Consider the following 22144-nt stretch of genomic DNA (forward strand, 5'->3'; position numbering starts at 1 on the left):
TCGCCGTGCATTTGCCACCCCTGCGGATCAATAAATCACGGGTTCGCCGTTAGTCTTTGGACGCAGGTCGCCTCCCTCGACCCTCAGCCCTTGGGACGAGGCGGCACCTTGCGGCGCGGGGCGGCGTTGCGCTCCAGGTGCTCGATGACCAGCGAGGCGATGTCCTTACCGGTGGCCGTCTCGATGCCCTGCAGGCCCGGCGAGGAGTTGACCTCCATGATCACCGGGCCATGGTTGGAGCGCAGCAGGTCGACGCCGGCCACCCTGAGCCCCATCGCCTTGGCTGCGCGGATGGCCGTGGAGCGCTCCTCCGGCGTGATGCGGATGGTGCTGGCGCTACCGCCGCGGTGCAGATTGGAACGGAACTCACCCTCGGCGGCCTGGCGCTTCATCGAGGCCACCACCTTGTCGCCGATCACGAAACAGCGGATATCGGCGCCCTTCGCCTCCTTGATGTATTCCTGCACCATGATGTTGGCCTTCATGCCCATGAAGGCCTGGATTACGCTCTCGGCGGCCTGGTTGGTCTCGGCCAGCACCACGCCGATGCCCTGGGTGCCCTCCAGCAGTTTGATGACCAGCGGCGCGTTCCTGACCATGGTGATCAGGTCGGGAATGTCGTCCGGGGAGTGGGCGAAGCCGGTGATCGGCAGCCCCAGCCCCTTGCGCGAGAGCAGCTGCAGCGAGCGCAGCTTGTCCCGGGAGCGCGTGATGGAGACGTTGTCGTTGAGCACGTAGGTGCCCATCATCTCGAACTGGCGCAGCACCGCGCAGCCGTAGAAGGTGATCGAGGAGCCGATGCGCGGGATCACCGCGTCGAACGGCTCGAGCTCCTGCCCCTTGTAGTGGATCGAGGGATGGTGCGAGGCGATGCTCATGTAGCAGCGCAGGGTGTCGACCACGCGGGCGCTGTGGCCGCGCTGCTCGGCGGCCTCGATCAGGCGCCGCGTGGAGTAGAGGTTGCGATTGCGGGACAGCAGCGCGATATGCATTCAGCGGGACTCCGGATCGGGACGAGGCGGTGTAGGACGGGGGGCTCAGGGCTCGCCGTGAAGGAAGGCGACGCCGGGTGCGACCAGCAGGCGACGCAGCGCGCGTCGCCCCAGCAGCATGGGGTGGCGCATGTCGCGGCGGTCGGTCAGGCTGAGCTCCACCGGGAAGGAGAGGGTGCCCAGCTGCATGGTCGTGCGGATCACATAGCGCCATTCGGCCTGGCCGTTGGAGCTGGTCACCCGGCGCCGATCGTGCAGGTGCATGCGATGCACGTGTGCCGGCGTACCGGGGCCTCCGCTACGCGTGGTGAAGCCGACCCAGAGGTGGCCATCCTCTTCATAGGATTCGATGTCCTCGGCGTGCAGCGCCGACGTCCGGGCGCCGGTGTCGGCCTTGGCGCACAGAGTCAGGTGTAGCTCCGGCAGCGTCACCATCTCGCGGCGGCCGATCACCGCCTTGGGCGTATAGGGCAGTTCTTTCATCGTCTCGCTCTCAAGTCTCTGTGCTCAGCGTGACAGGTCTGCCAGGCGTCGGCCAATGGCGGACTCCGCCTCGGCCTCGCGCAGCGTCATCAGCAGCGGCAGGCGCAGCCGCGGGATCAGGGCCAGGTCACGGGCCACGGCCATGAAGTCGGTGCCGGGGGCTTCGGCCAGGCGCGTGAGGAAGCGGGGCAGGCGCTCGGCGTCCTCCAGGTGGTGCCAGCCGCGTCCGGCCATGGCGGCCAGCAGGTCGGGGCCGCAGGCATCCGGATCGTCGAGCAGGGCATCGAACCAGGCGCCGGCCTGCTCAGTCGAGGCGCCGCCCATGGCGCGTACACAGGCGCAGAAGGTCTCGATGTCGCCGCTGGCGCCGGCGGCCTCGCCCCGCCGCCGCAGCGCTCGTGCGAGATCATCGTCGATGGCCACGTGCTCCAGGCAGTAGCACAGCGAGGTCAGCACCTCCCCGGGCAGGGCATCGAGGTGGGCGGCGATGGCTTGGCTCGTGGTGGCGTCCAGGCGCACCACGGTGTCGGCTAGCCCCTGCAGTCCCAGGGCGCGCCAGTCGATCGTCTGCTGCCCGGTCAGGTAGGCCTCGGCGGGTTCCAGATGCTCGCTGGCCGGTCGGCCGGCATCCCGGCTGGCGCGTGCGTGCAACACGGCCCGGAAGGGCAGCGAGGGCGTGAAGGCCAGCGGATTGTCCTTCATCAGGTTGTCGATCCGTTCGCCCTCGGCCCGGCCCAGGCCCTGCACGCTGCGGCCCAGGGTCTCCAGCAGGCGCTGCACGAAGGCGTCGCGGGGAGCCGGGTCAAGGTGGCCCTGCTCGTCCAGCGGCAGGGCCAGGAACCAGATCAGCGGGTCGTCCATCTCGCCCAGGCGGAAGACCATGGCCAGGCGCGCGGCGCCCTGCCACGGCGCCGGCCAGGCCAGCTCGCCAGCCTCGAAGGCGGCCAGGGTGTCGAGCGGGCAGGGCTCGACGCGCCGTCCCAGGTGATAGAGCCGCACCTCGGCACCGCTGCGCTGGAAGAAATCGTGAAGGCTATTGATCGCTTGCATGCTGTCTCCGGGTCACGAACCGTGCACTCTACCGCGGCGCCGGGGTGCTGTCAGCCATCCGGGGCGTCGCATCGCCGCCGTCACGCTGGTCATTTCCTGATCAGTCGACGCCAAGGCGCATGAGGCCTGGCCAGGGGGCATCTTTCCAGTGCTTATCCACAGGGCCGTTCAGGATATCTGTGCATTGTGCACAAGGCCGATGCGGGTCGCCTCGTGCGCGGTGGACAACCCGCTGGGGTGGCCAGCGACGGGGGCGAGCGGGGATAATGGGCACAAATGCATCAGAGAGATTGTCCATGACCGTTCACGACGAACTCGCCGCCGCCCTGCGCGAGCTCGAAGCCACCATGAAGGCCGCCAGCCTGTGGCGCATGGAACGCCCCGAGCCGCACGCCTTCGACAGCGTGCAGCCGTTCTGCATCGATACCATGACGCTGCCCCAGTGGCTGCGCTTCGTCTTCATCGTGCGCCTGGAAGTGCTGGTCGAGACGCGCTCGCCGATGCCGGCCCAGTGCGACGTGGCACCGGCGGTGGAGGCGTGGCTGAAACAGGAGGGCGCGCGCCCAAGCGATCGGCTGCTGATGTGCCGCGTGGTCGAGGAGATCGATCGCCTGGTTACCGAGAACTGAGGCCGCCCGATGCCCTTCTATTTCGCCTATGGCAGCAACATGAATGCCGAGCGGGTCGCCGCCCGGATCGGGCGTACCCGCCGGGCCCTGGCCGGGGTACTGCACGATCATGCCCTGCGCTTCGACAAGGCCTCGACGGTGGCGGGCATCGCCCATGCCAACGTGGCGGCGTCAGCCGGCAAACGGGTGGAGGGTGCGCTGTTCGAGCTCGCGCATCCCGAGCAGATTCGCGACATGGACCCCTTCGAGGGCTATCCCCACGAGTATGACCGTCATCGCCTGCCGATCGCGACGCACGAGGGCACGATCGAGGCCTGGGTCTATATCGCCGCGCCGGGCACCACCGCCGAGGCCCTGCGCCCGGCCCGGGAGTACCTCGAGCATCTGCTGGCCGGCGAGCCCTTCCTGACGCCCGACTACCATGCTCGCCTCGCTGCGGTGGAGGCGGTGGCCGGCCTCGATGCGCCGACCCTGGCCGCCCTCGGGCTCTCGCGCGAGAGCCCGCGCTAGCGTCTTGCCACGGCCAGGCGCACTAGGCCCAGAGTCATCGCCCAGAACGACAAGGCCCGCCAGTTGGCGGGCCTTGTCGTCTCGGGCGGGGCGATCAGAAGCGATAGCTGACGCCGGCCATCACCACCACCGGGTCGATCTCCACTTCGCCGGCATCAGCACCACCGACGGTGGCATCGGTGTCGATATCCAGGTACCAGGCGGCGGCGTTGAGCGCCCAGTGGTCATCGATCAGCAGGTCGACGCCCACCTGGCCGGCCGCGCCCCAGGAGTCGTCCAGCTCAAGGTCCACTCCGCTCACATCCAGCTCTTCGTCGGAGAAGATAGTGTAGTTGACGCCGATGCCGGCATAGGGCTGGATGCGGGCGTCGGTGCCGCCCAGCGGGTAGTACTGCACGGTCAGGGTCGGCGGAAGATGGTCGGTGGCGGCGATGTTCGCGCCGTTGAGCTTGATCTCATGATCGAAGGGTTCGGCGGCCAGCAGTTCGACGCCCAGCTTGTCGGTGAAGCGATAGCCCAGGGTAAAGGCGAAGGCGCTATCGTCCTGGACATCTACCTCGAACTTGCCGAGAGCAGTATCCACCTCGCCGTTATCGCTCTTGGGCTCGACCTTGGCGACGCCCACACGGGTAAAGAAGTCTCCGGCGCCGTAGGCGAAGGCCTGGGTGCTGGTGGTGAAGGCGGCGGCGGCAATGCCGGCCACGAGCAGGGAGGGAAGGACGTTCTTGTGCATGGGTCATCTCCTGATAAACGAGAGGGCGGCGGCCTTGCCGCGTCGGATCCTGCCAACAGTCTATCGGCGTCATTTCTGGAGGATATTGATCCAGCGCAAGGATTGAGCGTCACGGCGCTGAAGGTAAAGACGCGGCGACATCGTGTACTGGGCCCGATGCTGCCATGTGCGGTGCGACACACCGCGGCTGGTAACGGATCAGAAGCGGAAGGTGGCGCCACCGCCGAGGGTCATCGGGTCGATATCGGCCTCGCCGAGCGCCGAGCCCTCGACGCTGACGTCGGCCTCGACGTTGGCGTACCGAGCGAAGGCGCCGACCAGCAGGTAGCGCCTGACCGCCATGTCGAGCCCGATCTGGCCGGCCAATCCGTAGGCGGCGTCGACGTCCAGCTCCTCGAGCTCTTCCTCGGAGACGTGGGTGTAGTTGACGCCGATGCCGGCATAGGGCTGGATGCGGGCGTCGGTGCCGCCCATCGGGTAGTAGTTGAGCGTCAGGTTGACGGGCAGCCGATCCACGCCACCGGAAGGACTATCGAGGGCCGCGGTGCTGAGCCGGTGCTCGACGGCCTCGGTGCCGTTGAGTTCGATGCCTAGCCTGTCGCTGAACAGGTAGCCTACGGCGTAGGCCATGCCGCGCTCATCGGAGACCTCCAGCTTCCCGGTCTCGTCGATATCATCGATCAGGTAGGCCATGGCCCCCTGGGCGGCGATCAGGCCGGTTGTGGCGAGGGCGGCCGCGGCGATCAGATGCTTGGGGTTCATGGAGGGTCCCTCGTGTCATCAATCGATCGGGTGAGCGATAGGTGTGACTCATGAGCATAGCGGGAGTGTCTTGTTAAAGGCTTGTAGCAATTTTCTATGACGTGGATAGGGAGTGGTGGCGATTATGTGGCGGGATCATGTAACCACCATAGTGGAAGTCTACATTCCTTGTACAACTTTTTGGCTTTTCCTTCACGACGCCTCGAAAGCATGTCGAAAATCGGCTTCACTCAAGGTGGACGTTACCACCGGAGCCGCTCATGGCTGGCCGAACTCTCTTTACCACCGGTTTTATCGGGCGCCGCGCCAGCCGCCTCGACCGTCCGCTGCTGGGGCTCCTGCTGGCGGCGGGCGTGGCGGTCTGGCTGCTGCTTCACCCCGAGCTCTTCCTCGCGGTGCCGATGGCGTGGCGCCTGCCGCTGATCCTGCTCGGCGCCTGGACACTGGGGGCGGCCTTCGTGCGGCCGCTGGCCCTCGAGGTGGGTGAGGGCCGGCTCTGGCGCCTGTCGGGCATGACCTGGAATCGATGGGCCCTGTGGGGCTTCGCGGGCGTGGTCGTGTGGCTCGAGGTGTGGGGCTGATCCCGAGACGACGAAAGCCGCCCGAAGGCGGCCTGGTGTCCCGCGGCCCGTCGTACCAACGGAAAAGGGCCCCCGCAGGAGCCCTTTAACTGCCTCAAGCGACAGACGCGTGCTCGTTACCGCGTGATTTCCCGATATTCACCGGCATCGGCGGTCACGCTGCTGACCACCATGATGGCGATGAAGGCCGCGATGAAGCCGGGAATGATCTCATACACCCCGGGACCGCCCATGAACGATGCGTTCCAGCCCAGGTTAATCCAGAGCATGACGGTGAGGGCCCCCGCCACCATGCCCGCGAGGGCGCCGGCACCGTTCGTGCGCGGCCACATCAGTGACAGGATAATCAGCGGGCCGAACGCCGAACCGAACCCTGCCCAGGCGTTACTGACCAGACCCAGCACCTTGGAGGTCGGATCCGAGGCGATGACGGCGGCCACCAGACCCACCAACACGACACAAAGCCGGCCGATGGCGACGACCTCCTTCTCCTTCGCTTCCTTGCGCAGGAAGAGGCGGTAGAAGTCCTCGGTCAGGGAAGAGGACGACACCAGCAGCTGGCTGGAAATGGTACTCATGATCGCCGCCAGCAGGGCCGCAAAGAGGAAGCCGGTGACCAGCGGGTGGAACAGCAGGTCTGCGAGGATGATGAAGATCGTTTCTGGGTCTTCCACATTCATGCCGTTGCGGACGGCATAGGCTCGGCCGAAGATGCCCAGCGAGACCGCCCCGATCAGGGAGATGAGCATCCAGCTCATGCCGATGTTACGAGCAATAGGAACGTCCTTCTGAGACCGGATGGCCATGAAGCGCACGATGATATGCGGCTGGCCGAAGTAGCCAAGCCCCCAGGTCACCGCCGACAGCCAGCCGACGATGGTCAGCCCTTCCGTCCAGGAGAGCAGCGTGGGATCGACCTCATTCAGGGTCTGGGAAGCCTGGCCGAAGCCGCCACCCCCCTCGCCGAACAGCACCACCGCCGGCATGATCACTAGTGCCAGCATCATGATGCAGCCCTGCACGAAGTCCGTCATGCTTACGGCCAGGAAACCGCCGACCACCGTATAGGCCAGCACCACGACCAGGGTGATGGCCACGCCGGCGGCGTAGTCGCTCATGCCGCCGATGTTGATGACGCCGGCAAACGCGCTTTCGAACAGCTTGCCGCCAGCCACCAGGCCCGAAGCGGTATAGACCGCGAAAAAGACCACGATGACGATAGCGGACACCGTTCTCAGCGGAATGGCCTGAGTCGGGAACCGATTTCCCAGGAATTCCGGAATGGTGATCGCGTCGTTGTAGTGGAGCGTCTGCTCGCGAAGACGGGGCGCCACCAGCGTCCAGTTGAAGAACGCCCCCACGAGCAGGCCAATGCCGATCCAGGCCGACCCCAGGCCCGATACGAACATGGCGCCGGGCAGGCCCAGCAGCAACCAGCCGCTCATGTCCGACGCGCCGGCCGACAGGGCGGCGACCTGGGGACTGAGGGCCCGGCCGCCCAGCATGTAATCTTCGGACGTGGAAGTGGACTTGCGCATGGCATAAAAGCCGATGGCGATCATGAGCGCAAAGTAGGCAAATAGACTGATCCACACGCCAATAGCCATATGAACTTCTCCAAATTATTGGGTCGGATGTAGCACCGACAAGTTGTTAGTGCGCCTTCAGGCCGTAGCGTCGATGGCGAGCATCGCGATCGGGCCGGGCACGGAGATAAAGCCAGAAGCGGCATTGCTTTCGATCATCAGGGGGTTCCTTCCGTCTTATTGTGATGACGAGCGGGGATCACTCGTCGCCTAGCGCCAGCAGCGACGCGTTGCCACCCAGGGCAGCCGTGTTCTCCGTCACGGTCTTTTCGGTGGCGAAACGCAGCAGGTAGTGCGGACCACCAGCCTTGGGACCGGTACCCGATAGCCCTTGCCCGCCGAAGGGCTGCACGCCCACGACTGCACCGATGATATTACGGTTAATATAGACGTTGCCGGCACGGATCTTCTGCGCGATCTCATCGGCGAAGGTCTGGTTGCGGCTGTGCACGCCGAAGGTCAGACCATAACCCCGGCCATTGATGGAGTCGATCACCCCATCGATCTCGCTGGCACGGTAGCGCACGATGTGCAGGATGGGACCGAACTGCTCGCGTTCCAGGGCCTCGATGCCATCGATCTCGAACGCCACCGGTGCGACGAAGGTGCCTTGGGCGGTATGGGTCGGGTCGAGTCGCGTCTCGGCCACCAGGCGGCCCTCGCCCTTGAGCGTCTCGATATGCGCCATCAGGCCCCGACGCGCGTCCTCGTCGATCACCGGGCCCACGTCGGTGCCCAGGTGGCGCGGGTCGCCCACGTGCAGCTCGTCCATGGCGCCCTTGAGGATCTCGATGACTCGGTCGGCCACGACGTCCTGAACGTAGAGCACGCGCAGGGCGGAGCAGCGCTGGCCGGCGCTCTGGAAGGCCGACTGGATGACATCGGCCACGACCTGCTCGGGCAGGGCGGTCGAGTCGACGATCATGGCGTTCATGCCGCCGGTCTCGGCGATCAGTGTCGGCAGGGGGGCGCCTTCGCGGGCGGCCAGCGCCCGGTTGATGATCTGGGCGGTATCGGTACCGCCGGTGAAGACCACGCCGGTGATACGCGGATCGCCGCTCAGCACGCTGCCCACGGTGGGGCCGTCGCCGGGCAGCAGCTGCACCACGTCGCGGGGCATGCCGGCTTCATGCAGCAGTTCGATGATGCGGTTGGCGGCCAGCGAGGTCTGCTCGGCGGGCTTGGCCAGCACCGGGTTGCCGGCGACGGCGGCGGCCACGACCTGACCGCAGAAGATCGCGATCGGGAAGTTCCAGGGGCTGATCGCCGCGAACACGCCCTTGCCGCCCATCATCAGCTCGTTGGACTCACCGGTGGGGCCCGGTAGGCGGGTCGCGCTGCCGAACAGCTCCTCGGCGCGCACCGCATAGTAGCGGCAGAAGTCCACCGCCTCGCGGATCTCGTCGACCCCGTCGGTCAGCAGCTTGCCGCCCTCGCGGGAGCAGAGCGTCATCAGCTCGGCGAGGTGCTCCTCCATCAGGTCGCCTAGGCGGCTGACGATGGCGGCGCGCTCGGCCACCGGCGTGGCGTCCCAACGCGGGAAGGCCGCCCAGGCGGCGTCGACGGCCTTGGAGGCCTGATCCCTGGAGGTCCACTGCACGCTGCCGACCCTGACCCGGCGGTCGAAGGGACAGAGCACGTCGCGGCGAGCGCCGGCGTCCTCGGCGACGTCGAAGGCCAGCAGCGGCCGGGCGTGGTACTCACGATCCATGAAGGTGGCCATCTCGTCCATCAGCGGCCGGTACTGGCTGTTGATGTTCAGGTTGACGCCCCGTGAGTTGCGCCGAGACGGGCCATAGATGTCCTTGGGCAGCGGGATCCGGTTGTTGGCATAGGTCGAGTACTGCGTGAGCGTCTCGACCGGATGCACGCACAGCGACTCGACCGGCACGCGCGGGTCGACCAGCTGGTGCACGAAGGAGGAGTTGGCGCCGTTCTCGAGCAGGCGACGCACCAGGTAGGGCAGCAGGTCCTTGTGAGCGCCCACCGGCGCGTAGATGCGGCAGTAGGTGCCCTTCGGCGCGCGCTTGAGCGCGGCGTCGTAGAGCGCCTCGCCCATGCCGTGCAGGCGCTGGAACTCGAAGGGGCGCCTAGCCTCGTTGGCGAGCTCGAGGATGGTGCTGATGGTGTGCGCATTGTGCGTCGCGAATTGCGGGAAGATGCGCCCGCGGGTGTTGTCCGAGAGCAGGAAGTTCACGCACGCCAGGTAGGCGACGTCGGTGTTGGCCTTGCGGGTGAAGACCGGGTAGCCATCGGCACCGATCTGCTGGGACTCCTTGATCTCGGTGTCCCAGTAGGCGCCCTTGACCAGGCGCATGGGGATCTCGTCGCCCTGGCGGTCGGCCAGGCGGTTGAGGTAGTGCAGCACCGGCAGGGCGCGCTTGGCGTAGGCCTGCACGACCAGGCCGAAGTGCCCCCAGCCGCGGCAGGTGTCGCTCTCGTAGACGGCGCGGAAGACCTCCAACGACAGCTCCAGGCGATCGACCTCCTCGGCATCGATGGTCATGGCGACGTCGCGCTCGCGAGCCATGGCGGCCAGTTCGCGAACGGTGCCGACCAGCTCCTCGAGGACCTGCTCGCGGCGGCCGAACTCGTAGCGGGGATGCAGGGCCGAGAGCTTGATGGAGATCGACGGCGAAGGCGTGCTGGCCGAGAGGGCCTTGCTGGTCTTGCCGACGCTCTCGATGGCCGCGGCATAGGACTCGAAATAGCGCTTGGCATCCGCGCGAGTGCGGGCGGCCTCGCCGAGCATGTCGTAGGAGTAGGTGTAACCCTTGTCGAACAGCGGCTTGGAGCGCTTGAGGGCTTCCTCGATGTCACGACCCAGCACGAACTGCTTGCCCATGATCTTCATCGCCTCGTACATGGCGCGGCGAATCACCGGCTCGCCCATGCGGTTGACGAGCTTGTTGATGAAGTGGGCGGGCTTGCCTTCCTTGGGTTTGTCCAGGTTGATGACGCGACCGGTCATCAGCAGGCCCCAGGTCGAGGCGTTGACGAACCACGACTCGCTCTGGCCCAGGTGCGACTTCCAGTCCGACGGGCCCAGCTTGTCCTCGATCAGGGCATCGGCGGTGGCCTTGTCGGGGATGCGCAGCATGGCCTCGGCCAGGCACATCAGCATCAGGCCCTCATGGGTGTCGAGGCTGTACTGCTGAAGCAGCTCGTCGATGGAGTCCACGGCGGTATCCATCTCGCGGACTTCCCGCACCAGCTCGGCCGCCTGGTGGGCGGTGCGCTCGAAATCGGCCTCGTCGGCGGACAGCAGGTCGACCAGTTCGCGAACGAAGGCTTCCTCGTCGATTGCATAGTGCTCGCTGATGCGCGCGAAGAGAACATCGGGATCCTGCTGCCAGGTCGCGCCTGCCAGCATGGTGTTGGCGTTTAGCATCTAACTCCCCAGAGTGTAAGCCGTCGTCAGAGGGTGATGCCCGGCCGCCGGAGGGCTGTCGCGGGCGGCGCGGGAGATGCGTTGAGGGTAGGAGCGCGCGTGCCGTCCTGCTTGGCGAATTCTCGGCAGAATTTAACGGTTTCACGGTTTATCGTCGTGAAACGGTTGAAATTTCTACTTTCGTCTAAGGGGGGTGGCCGCGGCGCCGCGCACCGGCGAGGTGGCTGGGGAGCCCAGCTGGCCGCGCGGGTCGCGACGCAGCTGGCTGGGAGGCCGTCCGAAGGCCTGACGGCAGGCCCGGGACAGGGCGCTCTGGCTGGTGAAGCCGGTGCGCGCGGCGACCTCCGACAGCGGCAGCCGGCTCTGCTGCACCAGATACCGAGCGCTCTCCAGTCGACGGCGCATCACGTACTGCCAGGGGGACATTCCCGTGCTCTGGCGGAAGCGTTCGCTGAAGTGTGCCTCGCTGAGGCAGGCCTGGGCGGCCAGGTCGGCCACGCGGAGCCGCTCGCCCAGGTGATGGTCGATGAAACGATCGAGGGCCACCAGGTCGAGTCGACGCGCGGGCGTGGCCGGCTCGTTGGCCAGCCGCGCATGCAGCGAGCCCAGCAGGGTACCGGCCAGTCGCTCGCCGTGCAGGGGATCCAGGTGGCCCTCGGGTGCCAGCAGGTTCAGCTCCTGAAGCAGGAAATCCAGGTAGTGGCGAAGTGCAGTATCGAGGGAGAAGAAGCGCGGCGCGTCGAACAGCTGGATCAGGTCGCGCTGGTGGCCCGTCACGGCGAAGGCGTCGTGGGGCAGGTCGAGAATCAGCTGGCGGTTGTCGCCGTTGCCGGCGTAGAAGTGCAGGTGATTGGCCGGCACGATGCAGCCGGAAAGGGCCGAGATGGAACCGCCCAGCCCCTCGATCTCGAATTCCGCCTCGCCACGCAGGCCGATCACGATCTGATGGAAGTCGTGGGCGTGGTGGTGGATCGCGGTGTCGAGGGGGATCTGACGGATGGCACTGGTCATGAGAGGCCTCCGGCTGGGCATGTCAGCGGCATGACATCACAGTATACCAGGCGAGGCTTCAACGCTTTGCATCAATCCTGGCGGCGGCGCAGGGCGGTGTGGGCCGCCAGGTGGTCACGCAGTGCCGCGAGTTCCTCCCGGCCCTCGTCGTCGAGCAGCGGCTTGCCGCGAGCCATGCGGCCATGCCGCCCGTGTTCGTCCATCAGTCGCTGGGCCCGGCGGCGAATCCCTTCCAGGTAGTCGTCGTGGCGGATCGGGTAGCCGATGATGGTGTTCCACTCGGTCTCGCTGACGCGGCTCGCGAGTGCCTGGTCGAACAGCGTCATCAACTGCTCGGGTTCCGTGCGATAGCGTGGGGTGCCGGAGAGCATCATCAGGGCGATCATGCCGCCGAAGATGACCAGGCAGACGGTGAGGACCAGCAGGAAAAGGGTCATGGTTCGCGGCTCCGTGCAGGCGAGCGGGTACCGATCGCTCAGCGGCGGCTGCGGCGGATCCAAAAGGCGGACGAGATCGAAGGCTGAGGCGGCACGCCAGGGCGTGGAGCGGGTGAAGGGAATCGAACCCTCGTCTTAAGCTTGGGAAGCTTCTGCTCTACCATTGAGCTACACCCGCGAGGGAGTTTCGATAGTAAAACCAAGTGGTTAGCCTTTGCAAGCGAGCCGCGGCCTTTTTTGTCGAATCCGCGCTAAGTGGCTGTTTCGCGGTGCCTCGCCGGGGCGTCGCGATGCGCCGAGCACGCCGGGGCGATATTTTTTGGCGCCTTGGCGAACTTTTCTCCTTACCGCTGTCAGAAGTGGCGTAGGCAACAACGCGATAGCAGTCGCTAACACTGTTGCCTCAGCTTGCACTTTCGATCTTTGCCGCCCCATGCCTCATGGGGCGGCTTTTCTTCGTGGGCGTTGCCTGGGGGGAGTCAAGTGCGCTGTCGGGATTCGGCATGGCCCTTCGCATGGTGGCGCGCGCCAGAAGGCCGCACCACCCCGCGCGGAGCCGGGTGGTGCGGCCTGCATGTCGCGGTCAGCGGCCGAAGATCAGGAGTGACGCATGCGAATCAGCGCGCTCAGCACGTCGCGGCGGGTGACGATTCCCACCAGCCGACCCTGCTCGACCACCGGATAGACCTTGGGCTTGGCGCCCAGCATCTCCTGGGCCAGGTCGGTGATGCTCTTGGTGGGCGACACCGACAGCACCTCGTTGCGCATCATCTCCCGGACCAGCGGCGGCTCGTCGCCGAGGTAGGAGCTCTCCAGCACCTTGCCCATTACGTCCTGCTCCGAGATGAAGCCGATCAGGTGATCCCGCTCGTCGACCACGGGCACGCCGGGCAGGCGGTGCAGCGCGAGGCCCTCGGCCAGGGTGGAGACCGAGGTCTGGCCGGTGACCCGATAACAGTCGCGGGACATGATCTCGCGCACGATGGTGGGGGCCTTGTTGGGCATGGCATAGCTCCTTGTGCCGGGCAGTGATGACCTGGGCGGCGCCGCGGCTCCTGGCGCGACGGCTCGTGGCGCGGCCTCGCCTCGCTTCCAGCATAGTCGACGCTTTCCACGTGCGGCGAAGGGGCCTGTTAACGCTGGCGGCGCGAGTCGCCCGCGTCCGGTCGTCGGTCAGGAACCCAGCCCCGCTTACCGGCTCCAATATGGCACACTCACGCACACCAACCGTCGGCATCGCCGGCGTGGACCGACCAAGGGAGCCGCACCATGGATGCTCGGGAATACATGGCCCGCAAGGGGCTGGATTCGGGGCGTGACCAGGAGCGACCCAACACCCTGGAGGAGAAGGCCTGGTCGCGTGCCCGCGAGGCGGGAGAGCACCGGCCGCGCGCGGGCACGCCCTTCGACTGGGAGGACTGGGAGCGCTATCACGAAACGCTGGCCGAGGGCGCGGAGTCGCTGGAGCAGAAGATCGATCACGAGGCCCATCGTCGCGCCCTCGACCACGAGGCGAGCTCGAGCGTCGGGCACTTCACGCCGGCCGCCGGCGAGCGCGTCAAGGTCGAGGAGGGGGAAGCGACCGCGTCGCCGCGCGTGGATCGGGTGTCGAGTGAGGTTCCCGATCATGCCGCGCCCGAGACCCGGTCCCTGCCGCCCACCGCCGGACCCAGAGTGGCCCTGCATGCCTTGGCCGTGCTGTTGCCGCCCCTGGCCGTTGGACTCTCGCGAGGCGGGGCGATGCGCGTGGCGCTCAGCCTGGCGCTGACCCTCCTCGGCTGGCTGCCTGGGGTGGTCTACGCGCTCTGGTGGCTGCGTCGCTCGTCGCCCTGATGTGGCAGGGTACCGGGGCCTTGGTTCTGCGACCGGGGTGGGTATAATCGCCGTCAACCACTCACCCTCCGGGAGTTTACCTTGGGCCTTCTCGTCGGCGTCACCGTCCTCTGGGCATTCTCGTTCTCGCTGATCGGCGTCTACCTGGCCGGTCAGGTAGACAGCTACTTCTCCGTGCTGATGCGCATCATCCTGGCGACGCTGGTCTTCCTACCGTTCCTGCGCCCCGCTCGGCTGCGCGGCGGCCAGCGTCTGGCCCTCATGGGGCTGGGGGCGGTGCAGCTCGGCATGATGTACATCTTCTTCTATCAGTCCTTCCTGCTGCTCTCCGTGCCGGAGGTGCTGCTCTTCACCATCTTCACGCCGTTCTATATCGCGCTGCTCGACGACGCCCTGTTCGGTCGCTTTACACCCTTCTATCTGCTGACCGCGTCGCTGGCGGTGCTGGGCGCGGCAGTGATCCGCTACCAGGGGCTCGACAGCGGCTTCTGGTCCGGCTTCCTGGTCGTGCAGGGGGCCAACCTCTGCTTCGCCTTGGGTCAGGTGGGCTATCGCCGGCTGTCGGCGAGCCTGCCGGACTCGCTGCCCCGCCACAGCATCTTCGCCTGGTTCTACCTCGGTGCCCTGGCGGTGGCCGTGCCGGCCTTCGCGCTGCTGGGTGACGCCGCAGGCCTGCCCACCACCGCGATGCAGTGGGGCGTGCTGCTGTGGCTAGGCCTGGCAGCCTCGGGGCTCGGCTATTTCCTGTGGAACCTCGGCGCCACCCGCGTCGATGCCGGGGCACTCGCCGTCATGAACAACCTGCTGATCCCGGCGGGGCTGCTGGTCAATCTGCTGATCTGGAACCGCGATGCCGACCTCATGCGCCTGGGCGTGGGCGGGGCGATCATCGTCGGCTCGCTGTGGCTCAATGAGTGGTGGCTGAAGCGCCGGCGCCTGAGCGCCGCCTGAGGGCGTTTGCTCGCCTCGTGGCCAATCGCCATAATGGCCGGCCGCGAAGCGAGAGGCCCGTGCATGACAACCTTCAAGAACATCGGTCTGATCGGTCGTCTGGGCAGCGCCAAGGTGGTCGATACCCTCAAGCGGCTGATCCGCTTTCTCGAAGACGGCGGCTATCACGTCATCATTGAGGACCGGACCGCCACGGTGCTGCTCGACCATGGCCACCCCGAGGCCAGCCGTCGGCTGCTGGGGGAGCTCTGTGACCTGGTGATCGTGGTCGGCGGCGACGGCAGCCTGCTGGGCGCCGCGCGGACCCTCTGCCACAGCGGTACCCTGGTGCTCGGCGTCAATCGCGGTCGACTGGGCTTTCTCACCGACATCTCCCCGGACGAGCTGGAGGAGCGGGTCGGCGAGGTCCTCGCGGGTCGCTATGAGCTGGAGGAGCGCTTCCTGCTGGATGCCGAGCTCTACCGTGACGGCATGCAGGTCGGCAACGGTGATGCCCTGAACGAGGTGGTGCTGCACCCGGGCAAGGCGGTGCGCATGATCGAGTTCGAGCTGTTCCTCGACGGCCAGTTCGTCTACAGCCAGCGCAGTGACGGCCTGATCGTGGCCACGCCCACCGGCTCCACGGCCTACGCGCTCTCCGGCGGCGGGCCGATCATGCACCCCAAGCTCGACGTCATCACGCTGGTGCCGATGTTCCCGCATACCCTGTCGAGTCGCCCCATCGTCATCGATGCCGCCAGCGAGATTCGCATCCATATTGGCGAGACTAACCAGACCTATCCGCACATCAGCTGCGACGGCCAGACGCGGGCGGTGGCCAAGCCCGACGACGTGCTGGTGATCCGCCGCAAGCCGCGGCGAGTCCAGCTGGTCCATCCGCTGGGCCACAACTTCTTCGAGGTCCTGCGCAGCAAGCTGGGCTGGAGCAATCGCCTGGGCGACTGAGGTGAGCATGCAAGGCACTCTCGAACAGACTCACTCGGGCCAACGGACCCACCCGGGCGCCCTCGAAGGCTATGACCTGATCGGTGACGTTCACGGCTGCGGGGCGACCCTGGGCGCGCTGCTCGAGCGCCTCGGTTATCATCAGCGCGGCGGGGTCTATCGTCATCCTCGCCGCAAGGTGATCTTCCTGGGCGATTTGATCGACCGGGGGCCGCGTATCCGCCTGGCCGTCACCATCGCCCGGCGCATGGTCGAGGCGGGGGAGGCGCATATCGTCATGGGCAACCATGAGGCCAACGCCCTGGCTTACTGCCACCGCGCGCCTGTCGGCATGGGCCGCGACTGGATGCGCGAGCATACGCCGCGGCACAACCGCATCATCAAGGAGACCCTGGAGCAGTATCGCGACCATCCCCAGGAATGGGAGGAGGCGCTGGCCTGGTTCATGGACATACCCCTGTTCCTCGAGCTCGACGGCCTGAGGGTGGTGCACGCCTGCTGGGATCCGGCGTTGATCGATGACCTGCGCCAAGAGCATCCGGACGGGCGCATCGATGAGGACTTCCTGGCCGCCTCGGTGGTGCCCGGGACCCGGGAGTTTCGGATCCTCGATCGCCTGACCCGCGGCACCCACGTGCCGCTGCCAGAGGGCGTGGCGATCCATTCGGGGGACGGCTTCACGCGACGCAGCTTCCGCGCCCACTTCTGGGCGCACCACCCGCGCACCTGGGGCGATGTGGTGTTCCAGCCCGACAACCTGCCGGGCGACCTGGAGCGGCGCGCACTCACCGAGGAGGAGCGTGCGCGGCTCAGCTACTATGGTCCCGAGCAGCCGCCCCTGTTCATCGGCCACTACTGGTGCGAGGGAATTCCGGCCCTGCCGGCCGGCAATATCGCCTGCCTGGACTATAGCGCCGTCAAGTTCGGCCGCCTGGTGGCCTACCGCTGGAGCGGCGAGGCGCGGCTCGATGCCAACCACTTCGTGTGGATCCGCGTGCCCCGCGAGGAAGAGACCCGTCCGCAGCCCTGGGAGATCGATTTCGATTGATACAATTTGTTACGCAAAAATCGCGTCATCGGGGTGAACTCTTGTTGACCGACGCCCTCAGAGTAGGTGTTCCCTTGAATGATCCCTTGCTCTTGTCCGGCGGCCCCCTCCGCCGGACTTTTTCTTTGCGCGACCGACCGGCGCCGTCACGGCCGACATGGACACTGCTCAAGAGAGCAATGCGTGAGAGAGCAGCGCTTGAGATAGTACCGCCGAAGAGAGTACCCCTGGAGAAACCATGCACCGGGTAATCCTGCTGCCCCACGATGTCGATACCCGCGCGCTGCGACAGGCGTTGTGGGCCCACCGTATCGGGCATCGGATCACCGAGGAGGGCGAGGGGCAGGTGCTGTGGCTGGTCGACCCCGCGCAGCACGAGGCGATGCTCTCCGTGCTCGAGCGCTGGCGGCGGGGCGAGCCGCTGATGCCCGACGCGCTGCGGGCCGGAGGCGTTCCGGCGAGCCAGTGGCTGGCGCCGTTCCGGCAGGTGCCGGTGACCTCGTTGACCCTGGCGCTCTGTCTGGCGGTCTTCGCCCTGATGGGCTTGCTGGACGATCGCGTGGTGGCGGCGCTGACCATCGTGCCGGTGATCGTGGTCAAGGGCGGGCTGGCCTTCGGTGGACTCGTCGAGGCCCTCGCCTCGGGACAGGTCTGGCGGCTGCTGTCGCCCGCCTTCCTCCACTTCGGCTGGATGCACCTGATCTTCAACATGCTCTGGCTCTGGTACTTCGGCCGCCAGGTCGAGGCGCTGCAGGGCAGCCGCCGCATGCTGACGCTGCTGCTGGTCGCCGGCATCGGTGCCAACCTGGCCCAGTACGCCGCCGGCACCGTGCTGTTCGGCGGCATGTCTGGCGTCGACTTCGCGCTGCTGGGCTATGTCTGGCTGATGTCCCGCCGCGCGCCGCGCAGCGGCTTCTTCGTGCCCCAGATGCTGGTGGTCTTCATGCTCGGCTGGCTGGTCTTCGCCATGACCGACATGGCGGCCCTGGTGGGGTTCGGCAACGTGGCCAACGAGGCGCACCTGGGCGGGCTGGTCGTGGGGCTGGCGCTGGGCTGGTATCATTCCGGCCGTGCCCGTCGCCCATCCTGAGGCCCCATCCTGAGAGAATCCGTCATGAGCGAAATGTCCTTCGATCGCATGATCCAGCAGATGACCCCGTCCATCTACGAGAGCCTCAAGCAGGCCGTCTCGCTGCGCAAGTGGCCCGATGGCCGGATGCTGACCGCCGAGCAGACCGAGCTCTGTCTGGAGGCGGTGATGCGCTACGAGGTGGAGAATCAGGTGCCCGAGGAGCAGCGGGTCGGCTACCTGCAGCGCCGCACCTGCGGCAGCGTCAGCAGCGGCGCCGAGGTGCCTCCCGAACGGGCCGGCCTGGCCCGGGACGTCGGCAGTGAATGAGTCGCGCCGGATCGACGCCGCCCAGACGCGCCAGGGCTGCCTGGCCAAGATGGCCATCGAGCCCGGCTCGCCGGCTCGCTACGTGCTGCGCGCCGGCGAGGAGCGTCTCGACCTCAATGCCTGCCTTGGCAAGCCCCTGAGCCTCGACTGGACCGGTGCCATTGCCTGCACTCACTGCGGCCGGCCCACCAGGAAGAGCTTCGCCCAGGGGTATTGCTACCCCTGCTTCAAGAAACTCGCCCAGTGCGACACCTGTATCATGAAGCCGGAGCTCTGCCACTTCTTCGAGGGCACCTGTCGGGAGCCGGACTGGGCCGAGCGCCACTGCTTCCAGCCCCACGTGGTCTACCTGGCCAACGCCTCGGGGCTCAAGGTCGGCATCACTCGGGCCAGCCAGATGCCGACCCGCTGGCTCGACCAGGGCGCGGTGCAGGCCCTGCCGATCCTCGAGGTCGATACCCGTCAGCAGTCGGGCTTCGTCGAGGTGCTGTTCAAGGAGCAGGTCTCGGATCGCACCAACTGGCGGGCCATGCTCAAGGGCACCACCGAGCCGCTCGATCTCGCCGCCGAGCGCGATCGCCTGCTGGAGCGCCTGGGCAGCGGCCTCGATAACCTGCGCGAACGCTTCGGCGCCGACGCCATCCGCGTCCTCGACACGGCGCCGCTGAGCTTCGACTATCCGGTGCTTGAGTTTCCCACCAAGGTGGTCTCCCACAACCTCGACAAGCACCCGCGCGTCGACGGCACCCTGCTGGGGATCAAGGGGCAGTACTTGATCCTCGACAGCGGCGTGATCAATCTGCGCAAGTTCACCGGCTATGAGGTGCGGGTCTCCGCCTGAGCCCTGGGCTATCCTGCGGGCAGCGAATCACTGCGCCACAGGAGGAGAGCCCGATGAGCGAGATGCGTGCCATGCGGCTGCACGCCGCCGGCCAGCCGCTGCAACTGGAGCGCCTGCCGATGCCCGAGCCGGGACCCGGCGAGGTGCGGGTCAGGGTGCTGGCCTGCGGGGTCTGTCGCACCGACCTCCACGTGCTCGACGGCGAACTCAGTGAGCCCCGTCTGCCGCTGATCCCCGGGCACGAGATCGTTGGCGACGTGGCGGCGCGCGGCGACGGCGTGACCGACCTGGCCATCGGGCAGCGGGTCGGTGTGCCCTGGCTGGGCTGGACCTGCGGCGAGTGCGATCCCTGCCGCGCCGGCCGCGAGAACCTCTGCGAACGCGCCGAGTTCACCGGCTACACCCGCGACGGCGGCTACGCGGAGTACTGCGTGGCCGACGCCCGCTACTGCTTTCCCCTGCCGGCCGAGGATGCCCAGGCCGCCGCACCGCTGCTCTGCGCCGGGCTGATCGGTTATCGCACCTGGCGGCTGGCCGGTGGCGAGGCGAACCGGCGGCTCGGCCTCTACGGCTTCGGCGCCGCGGCACATATCCTCGCCCAGCTCGCCGTCGCCCGGGGGCAGTCGGTCTATGCCTTCACCCGGCCCGGCGATACCCAGGCCCAGGCGTTCGCGCGTCGGCTCGGCGCCGTCTGGGCCGGCGGCAGCGACGAGACGCCGCCCGAACCGCTGGATGCCGCGCTGCTCTTCGCCCCGGTGGGCGCGCTCATCCCCACGGCGCTGGCCGCGGTGCGCCCCGGCGGGGCGGTAGTCTCCGGGGGGATCCACATGTCCGACATTCCCGCCTTTCCCTACCGGCTGCTCTGGGAGGAGCGGCGACTGAGCTCGGTGGCCAACCTCACCCGTCGCGACGGCGAGGAGTTCCTGGCCCTCGCGCCCGGGGTGCCGATTCGCACCGAGACGCGCGCCTATCCGCTGGAAGAGGCCAATCAAGCGCTCGAGGATCTGCGCCGGGGGCGGCTCTCCGGCGCGGCGGTGCTGATGCCCTGAGCCCCTGCCGGCCCCCAACGACAACAGGCCCCTGGCGAGGGGCCTGTTGTCGTTGGGCCAGTGGAGGAAGGGCGTCCCGGGTCAGCTCGACTCGGCCACCGTCGAGTAGGGATTGTCCGGCATCAGCGCGCGCGGGATGGGCGGCCGTCGCGCGCCCTCCTTGGGCCCGTAGTGCTCCGCCAGGTAGTCGAGGATGGTCGACTCGGTCTCGGCATCGAACTCCCAGAGCCCCTGGGTCTCCTGCATCCAGCGGATCAGGTACTGCCAGTGGTTGCGCGAGCCGCTGTTCTGGGTGACCAGCTTGGCCGAGTGGCAGGCGGTACAGTTGCTGCGCACCGTCTCCCATCCTTCCGCCTTGATCAGGCCGGTCTCCGGGTCCTTGGGCGGGGCCTCCCCCTCCTGGGCGCCTGCCGCCAGCGGCAGGCAGATCAATGCGACTCCCAGGGCGGTCATGGCCAGCACTTGCAAGCGTTTCATGACGACCTCCTAGGCCACCTGGACCGCGATGCGATGGCAGGCGTTGTTGAGATAGCCCTTGGGGTTCCAGCCTGGCACCACCATCGGCTGGGAGCGGCCGTTCTCGTCGGTGGCCTTGGCCCAGACCTCGAAGTAGCCGGGCTCTGGGAACTCCACCTGGGTCGTCCAGCGCTGCCAGGCCAGCCGGTTGGGCGGATCCTTCAGCTCGGCCTTCTGCCAGGTCGCCCCGAAGTCGATCGAGACATGCACCTCCTGGACGGACAGGTCGCCGGCCCAGGCATGGCCGCGCACCGTCATGGCCTCGCCGAGGGCGTGATCGATCCCGGAGCGGGGGTAGGTCACCAGCGACTTGACCGGCATCGACTGGATGGTAACGAAATCCTCCAGGGGCACCTCGCTGCCCGGCGCGACCGGGTGCTTGGGCACGCTGTAGGAGGGCGCGCCCATCTTGGTGCCGTCGTGCTTCTGGTTGCGGATCACGATGCGCTGCAGCCACTTGCCGGAGACCGACCCCGGCCAGCCGCCGCAGACCACGCGCAGGGGATAGCCGTTGAGGTAGGGAATGTCCTCGCCGTTCATCGCCCAGGCGATTAGTGACTCGTCCTCCAGGGCCTTCTCCATGGGCACGCCGCGCGAGATCGGATCCTTGTTGGGATCGCCGCTGGCATGGGCATCGGCGCCGTAGTAGCCGGTATAGACGGCGTCGTCCTTGATGCCGCAGGCCTCGAGCACGTCGCGCAGCCGCACCCCGGTGAAGGTCGGACAGGCCACCGCGCCAGTGGTCCACTGGTTGCCGCTGGCCGAGGGGACGTACTCGCTGCGGCCATTGCCGCCGCACTCCACCTGGAGCTGGTAGGTGTGGTGCTCGAAGCGCTCCTTGAGCTCGGCGATCGAGAAGTTCTGGGGGTTCTCGCAGGACTCCCCGCCGATCTCCAGCTGCCAGGTATCAGCGTCGATGTTCTCCAGGGCCGGCGGGATGCCGTTGTTGCGCACGAACATGACCCGGCCAGGGGTGATGTCGTCGTCGAGCAGGTGCGGCGGTGTCTCGGCGTTGATGGGGCGGTCGTTGAGGACGGTCAGGCCCTCCTTGCCCTTGAGGGTGAAGGGGGCGTCGCTCTGTGCCAGGGCGGCGGGAATCAGGCCGCCAGGCATGCGGTCGGCGAAGGGGATGGAGCCCCCCACCGCGGCGGCCATGGCGAGCAGGCTCGAGCGTTTCAAGAAACCGCGGCGGGTGACGGGGTCGACCTCGCGGTCCCAGAGCTTTCGGTCCGCGGCCTCGGGGTCCTCGGCGTAGAGCTCATGGATGCCACGCGTCCGGGTATCGGGGGGCTGTCTGGTCATGACGACACTCCTGGCATGCCCGGCGAGCGGTTGGCAGGCGGTCGGCCGGGCCTTGTTATGATTGTGCTGCCATCCTCAAGCGTAGCACTCCCGGC

Annotated in this window: 23 protein-coding genes and 1 tRNA gene; 11 read left to right on the forward strand and 13 right to left on the reverse strand. The window is 67.2% G+C overall.

All coding sequences use genetic code 11. The annotated features are described in order from the left end of the window. Positions 1-83: 83 nt before the first annotated feature. The 3 genes from rimK to FEI13_RS12375 are packed head-to-tail and all read right to left on the reverse strand — an operon-like array spanning position 84 to position 2525. Positions 84-992, reverse strand: a complete 909-nt coding sequence (rimK, locus tag FEI13_RS12365; protein WP_138181827.1) for a 30S ribosomal protein S6--L-glutamate ligase — start codon at positions 990-992, stop codon at positions 84-86. A gap of 45 nt (positions 993-1037) precedes the next feature. Further along, entirely contained in the window at positions 1038-1475 is a 438-nt protein-coding gene (locus FEI13_RS12370) for an ATP-dependent zinc protease family protein (protein ID WP_138181828.1), read from the reverse strand. 24 nt (positions 1476-1499) lie between these two features. Further along, positions 1500-2525: a DUF3549 family protein gene (locus FEI13_RS12375; RefSeq protein ID WP_138181829.1), complete on the reverse strand. Its 1026-nt coding sequence runs from the start codon at positions 2523-2525 to the stop codon at positions 1500-1502. Between the two features lie 296 nt (positions 2526-2821). On the opposite strand from FEI13_RS12375, the gene FEI13_RS12380 reads away from it, so the two are divergent. Further along, positions 2822-3154, forward strand: a complete 333-nt coding sequence (locus tag FEI13_RS12380; protein ID WP_138181830.1) for a YqcC family protein — start codon at positions 2822-2824, stop codon at positions 3152-3154. 9 nt (positions 3155-3163) lie between these two features. Then, positions 3164-3664, forward strand: a complete 501-nt coding sequence (locus FEI13_RS12385; protein WP_138181831.1) for a gamma-glutamylcyclotransferase family protein — start codon at positions 3164-3166, stop codon at positions 3662-3664. Between the two features lie 94 nt (positions 3665-3758). Here the strand turns inward: FEI13_RS12385 and FEI13_RS12390 are convergent, their stop codons facing one another. Beyond that, on the reverse strand, positions 3759-4397 hold the full coding sequence (locus FEI13_RS12390) for an OmpW/AlkL family protein (protein WP_138181832.1): 639 nt from the start codon (positions 4395-4397) through the stop codon (positions 3759-3761). Between the two features lie 198 nt (positions 4398-4595). After that, positions 4596-5159: an OmpW/AlkL family protein gene (locus FEI13_RS12395; protein ID WP_138181833.1), complete on the reverse strand. Its 564-nt coding sequence runs from the start codon at positions 5157-5159 to the stop codon at positions 4596-4598. A 260-nt stretch (positions 5160-5419) separates the two neighbouring features. Between FEI13_RS12395 and FEI13_RS12400 the strand changes: the two genes are divergently transcribed. Next, a complete protein-coding gene (locus FEI13_RS12400) occupies positions 5420-5740 on the forward strand; it encodes a hypothetical protein (protein WP_138181834.1) in 321 nt (106 codons plus the stop codon). Positions 5741-5856: 116 nt separating this feature from the next. On the opposite strand, the gene putP is transcribed toward FEI13_RS12400, so the two are convergent. From putP to FEI13_RS12430, 6 genes are all read right to left on the reverse strand, one after another. Continuing rightward, entirely contained in the window at positions 5857-7347 is a 1491-nt protein-coding gene (putP, locus tag FEI13_RS12405) for a sodium/proline symporter PutP (protein ID WP_138181835.1), read from the reverse strand. 178 nt (positions 7348-7525) lie between these two features. Beyond that, the gene (gene putA, locus FEI13_RS12410; protein ID WP_138181836.1) at positions 7526-10717 is read right to left on the reverse strand and encodes a bifunctional proline dehydrogenase/L-glutamate gamma-semialdehyde dehydrogenase PutA; all 3192 of its coding nucleotides are present in this window, start codon (positions 10715-10717) and stop codon (positions 7526-7528) included. Positions 10718-10891: 174 nt separating this feature from the next. Beyond that, entirely contained in the window at positions 10892-11728 is an 837-nt protein-coding gene (locus FEI13_RS12415; protein ID WP_138181838.1) for an AraC family transcriptional regulator, read from the reverse strand. Positions 11729-11799: 71 nt separating this feature from the next. Beyond that, the gene (locus FEI13_RS12420; protein ID WP_138181839.1) at positions 11800-12165 is read right to left on the reverse strand and encodes a hypothetical protein; all 366 of its coding nucleotides are present in this window, start codon (positions 12163-12165) and stop codon (positions 11800-11802) included. Positions 12166-12269: 104 nt separating this feature from the next. Next, positions 12270-12343, reverse strand: a tRNA-Gly gene (locus FEI13_RS12425). A gap of 419 nt (positions 12344-12762) precedes the next feature. Further along, positions 12763-13170 carry a CBS domain-containing protein gene (locus FEI13_RS12430; protein WP_138181840.1) on the reverse strand — a complete coding sequence of 136 codons (408 nt, stop codon included), beginning with the start codon at positions 13168-13170 and terminating at the stop codon, positions 12763-12765. Positions 13171-13434: 264 nt separating this feature from the next. Here FEI13_RS12430 and FEI13_RS12435 point away from each other — a divergent pair, with 264 nt between their 5' ends. The 8 genes from FEI13_RS12435 to FEI13_RS12470 all read left to right on the forward strand — a co-directional run bounded on the left by FEI13_RS12435 (position 13435) and on the right by FEI13_RS12470 (position 20231). After that, a complete protein-coding gene (locus tag FEI13_RS12435; protein ID WP_138181841.1) occupies positions 13435-13998 on the forward strand; it encodes a YqaE/Pmp3 family membrane protein in 564 nt (187 codons plus the stop codon). Between the two features lie 81 nt (positions 13999-14079). After that, positions 14080-14949 carry an EamA family transporter gene (locus tag FEI13_RS12440; RefSeq protein WP_138181842.1) on the forward strand — a complete coding sequence of 290 codons (870 nt, stop codon included), beginning with the start codon at positions 14080-14082 and terminating at the stop codon, positions 14947-14949. A 63-nt stretch (positions 14950-15012) separates the two neighbouring features. Further along, a complete protein-coding gene (locus FEI13_RS12445) occupies positions 15013-15894 on the forward strand; it encodes an NAD(+) kinase (RefSeq protein ID WP_138181843.1) in 882 nt (293 codons plus the stop codon). A gap of 7 nt (positions 15895-15901) precedes the next feature. Next, positions 15902-16942 (forward strand): metallophosphoesterase, encoded by a 1041-nt coding sequence (locus FEI13_RS12450; RefSeq protein ID WP_138181844.1) that lies wholly within the window; start codon positions 15902-15904, stop codon positions 16940-16942. Between the two features lie 238 nt (positions 16943-17180). Continuing rightward, the gene (locus FEI13_RS12455; protein WP_138181845.1) at positions 17181-18032 is read left to right on the forward strand and encodes a rhomboid family intramembrane serine protease; all 852 of its coding nucleotides are present in this window, start codon (positions 17181-17183) and stop codon (positions 18030-18032) included. Positions 18033-18056: 24 nt separating this feature from the next. Next, the gene (locus FEI13_RS12460; RefSeq protein ID WP_138181846.1) at positions 18057-18341 is read left to right on the forward strand and encodes a YeaC family protein; all 285 of its coding nucleotides are present in this window, start codon (positions 18057-18059) and stop codon (positions 18339-18341) included. Positions 18342-18390: 49 nt separating this feature from the next. Further along, complete coding sequence (locus tag FEI13_RS12465; protein WP_138181878.1) at positions 18391-19182, forward strand: DUF2797 domain-containing protein; 792 nt, start codon at positions 18391-18393, stop codon at positions 19180-19182. Positions 19183-19235: 53 nt separating this feature from the next. Then, the gene (locus FEI13_RS12470) at positions 19236-20231 is read left to right on the forward strand and encodes a zinc-dependent alcohol dehydrogenase family protein (RefSeq protein WP_138181847.1); all 996 of its coding nucleotides are present in this window, start codon (positions 19236-19238) and stop codon (positions 20229-20231) included. A gap of 81 nt (positions 20232-20312) precedes the next feature. Here the strand turns inward: FEI13_RS12470 and FEI13_RS12475 are convergent, their stop codons facing one another. Both FEI13_RS12475 and FEI13_RS12480 read right to left on the reverse strand, forming a co-directional pair. After that, positions 20313-20708: a hypothetical protein gene (locus FEI13_RS12475; protein ID WP_138181848.1), complete on the reverse strand. Its 396-nt coding sequence runs from the start codon at positions 20706-20708 to the stop codon at positions 20313-20315. Between the two features lie 9 nt (positions 20709-20717). Beyond that, positions 20718-22049, reverse strand: a complete 1332-nt coding sequence (locus FEI13_RS12480) for a sulfite oxidase (protein WP_138181849.1) — start codon at positions 22047-22049, stop codon at positions 20718-20720. Between the last annotated feature and the right edge of the window lie 95 nt (positions 22050-22144).

This window comes from Halomonas urmiana (assembly GCF_005780185.1).
Taxonomy (GTDB): Bacteria; Pseudomonadota; Gammaproteobacteria; order Pseudomonadales; family Halomonadaceae; genus Halomonas; species Halomonas urmiana.

Excerpts from the sequence above, each read along its gene's own strand:
- FEI13_RS12390 (WP_138181832.1), bottom strand. The coding sequence starts at position 4,397 with ATGCACAAGAACGTCCTTCCCTCCCTGCTCGTGGCCGGCATTGCCGCC.
- FEI13_RS12445 (WP_138181843.1), top strand. The coding sequence starts at position 15,013 with ATGACAACCTTCAAGAACATCGGTCTGATCGGTCGTCTGGGCAGCGCC.
- FEI13_RS12435 (WP_138181841.1), top strand. The coding sequence starts at position 13,435 with ATGGATGCTCGGGAATACATGGCCCGCAAGGGGCTGGATTCGGGGCGT.
- FEI13_RS12375 (WP_138181829.1), bottom strand. The coding sequence starts at position 2,525 with ATGCAAGCGATCAATAGCCTTCACGATTTCTTCCAGCGCAGCGGTGCC.
- FEI13_RS12385 (WP_138181831.1), top strand. The coding sequence starts at position 3,164 with ATGCCCTTCTATTTCGCCTATGGCAGCAACATGAATGCCGAGCGGGTC.
- FEI13_RS12370 (WP_138181828.1), bottom strand. The coding sequence starts at position 1,475 with ATGAAAGAACTGCCCTATACGCCCAAGGCGGTGATCGGCCGCCGCGAG.
- FEI13_RS12465 (WP_138181878.1), top strand. The coding sequence starts at position 18,391 with ATGGCCATCGAGCCCGGCTCGCCGGCTCGCTACGTGCTGCGCGCCGGC.
- FEI13_RS12430 (WP_138181840.1), bottom strand. The coding sequence starts at position 13,170 with ATGCCCAACAAGGCCCCCACCATCGTGCGCGAGATCATGTCCCGCGAC.
- FEI13_RS12450 (WP_138181844.1), top strand. The coding sequence starts at position 15,902 with ATGCAAGGCACTCTCGAACAGACTCACTCGGGCCAACGGACCCACCCG.
- FEI13_RS12420 (WP_138181839.1), bottom strand. The coding sequence starts at position 12,165 with ATGACCCTTTTCCTGCTGGTCCTCACCGTCTGCCTGGTCATCTTCGGC.
- FEI13_RS12470 (WP_138181847.1), top strand. The coding sequence starts at position 19,236 with ATGAGCGAGATGCGTGCCATGCGGCTGCACGCCGCCGGCCAGCCGCTG.
- FEI13_RS12460 (WP_138181846.1), top strand. The coding sequence starts at position 18,057 with ATGAGCGAAATGTCCTTCGATCGCATGATCCAGCAGATGACCCCGTCC.
- putA (WP_138181836.1), bottom strand. The coding sequence starts at position 10,717 with ATGCTAAACGCCAACACCATGCTGGCAGGCGCGACCTGGCAGCAGGAT.
- FEI13_RS12455 (WP_138181845.1), top strand. The coding sequence starts at position 17,181 with ATGCACCGGGTAATCCTGCTGCCCCACGATGTCGATACCCGCGCGCTG.
- FEI13_RS12380 (WP_138181830.1), top strand. The coding sequence starts at position 2,822 with ATGACCGTTCACGACGAACTCGCCGCCGCCCTGCGCGAGCTCGAAGCC.
- FEI13_RS12480 (WP_138181849.1), bottom strand. The coding sequence starts at position 22,049 with ATGACCAGACAGCCCCCCGATACCCGGACGCGTGGCATCCATGAGCTC.
- FEI13_RS12415 (WP_138181838.1), bottom strand. The coding sequence starts at position 11,728 with ATGACCAGTGCCATCCGTCAGATCCCCCTCGACACCGCGATCCACCAC.
- FEI13_RS12400 (WP_138181834.1), top strand. The coding sequence starts at position 5,420 with ATGGCTGGCCGAACTCTCTTTACCACCGGTTTTATCGGGCGCCGCGCC.
- FEI13_RS12395 (WP_138181833.1), bottom strand. The coding sequence starts at position 5,159 with ATGAACCCCAAGCATCTGATCGCCGCGGCCGCCCTCGCCACAACCGGC.
- rimK (WP_138181827.1), bottom strand. The coding sequence starts at position 992 with ATGCATATCGCGCTGCTGTCCCGCAATCGCAACCTCTACTCCACGCGG.
- putP (WP_138181835.1), bottom strand. The coding sequence starts at position 7,347 with ATGGCTATTGGCGTGTGGATCAGTCTATTTGCCTACTTTGCGCTCATG.
- FEI13_RS12475 (WP_138181848.1), bottom strand. The coding sequence starts at position 20,708 with ATGAAACGCTTGCAAGTGCTGGCCATGACCGCCCTGGGAGTCGCATTG.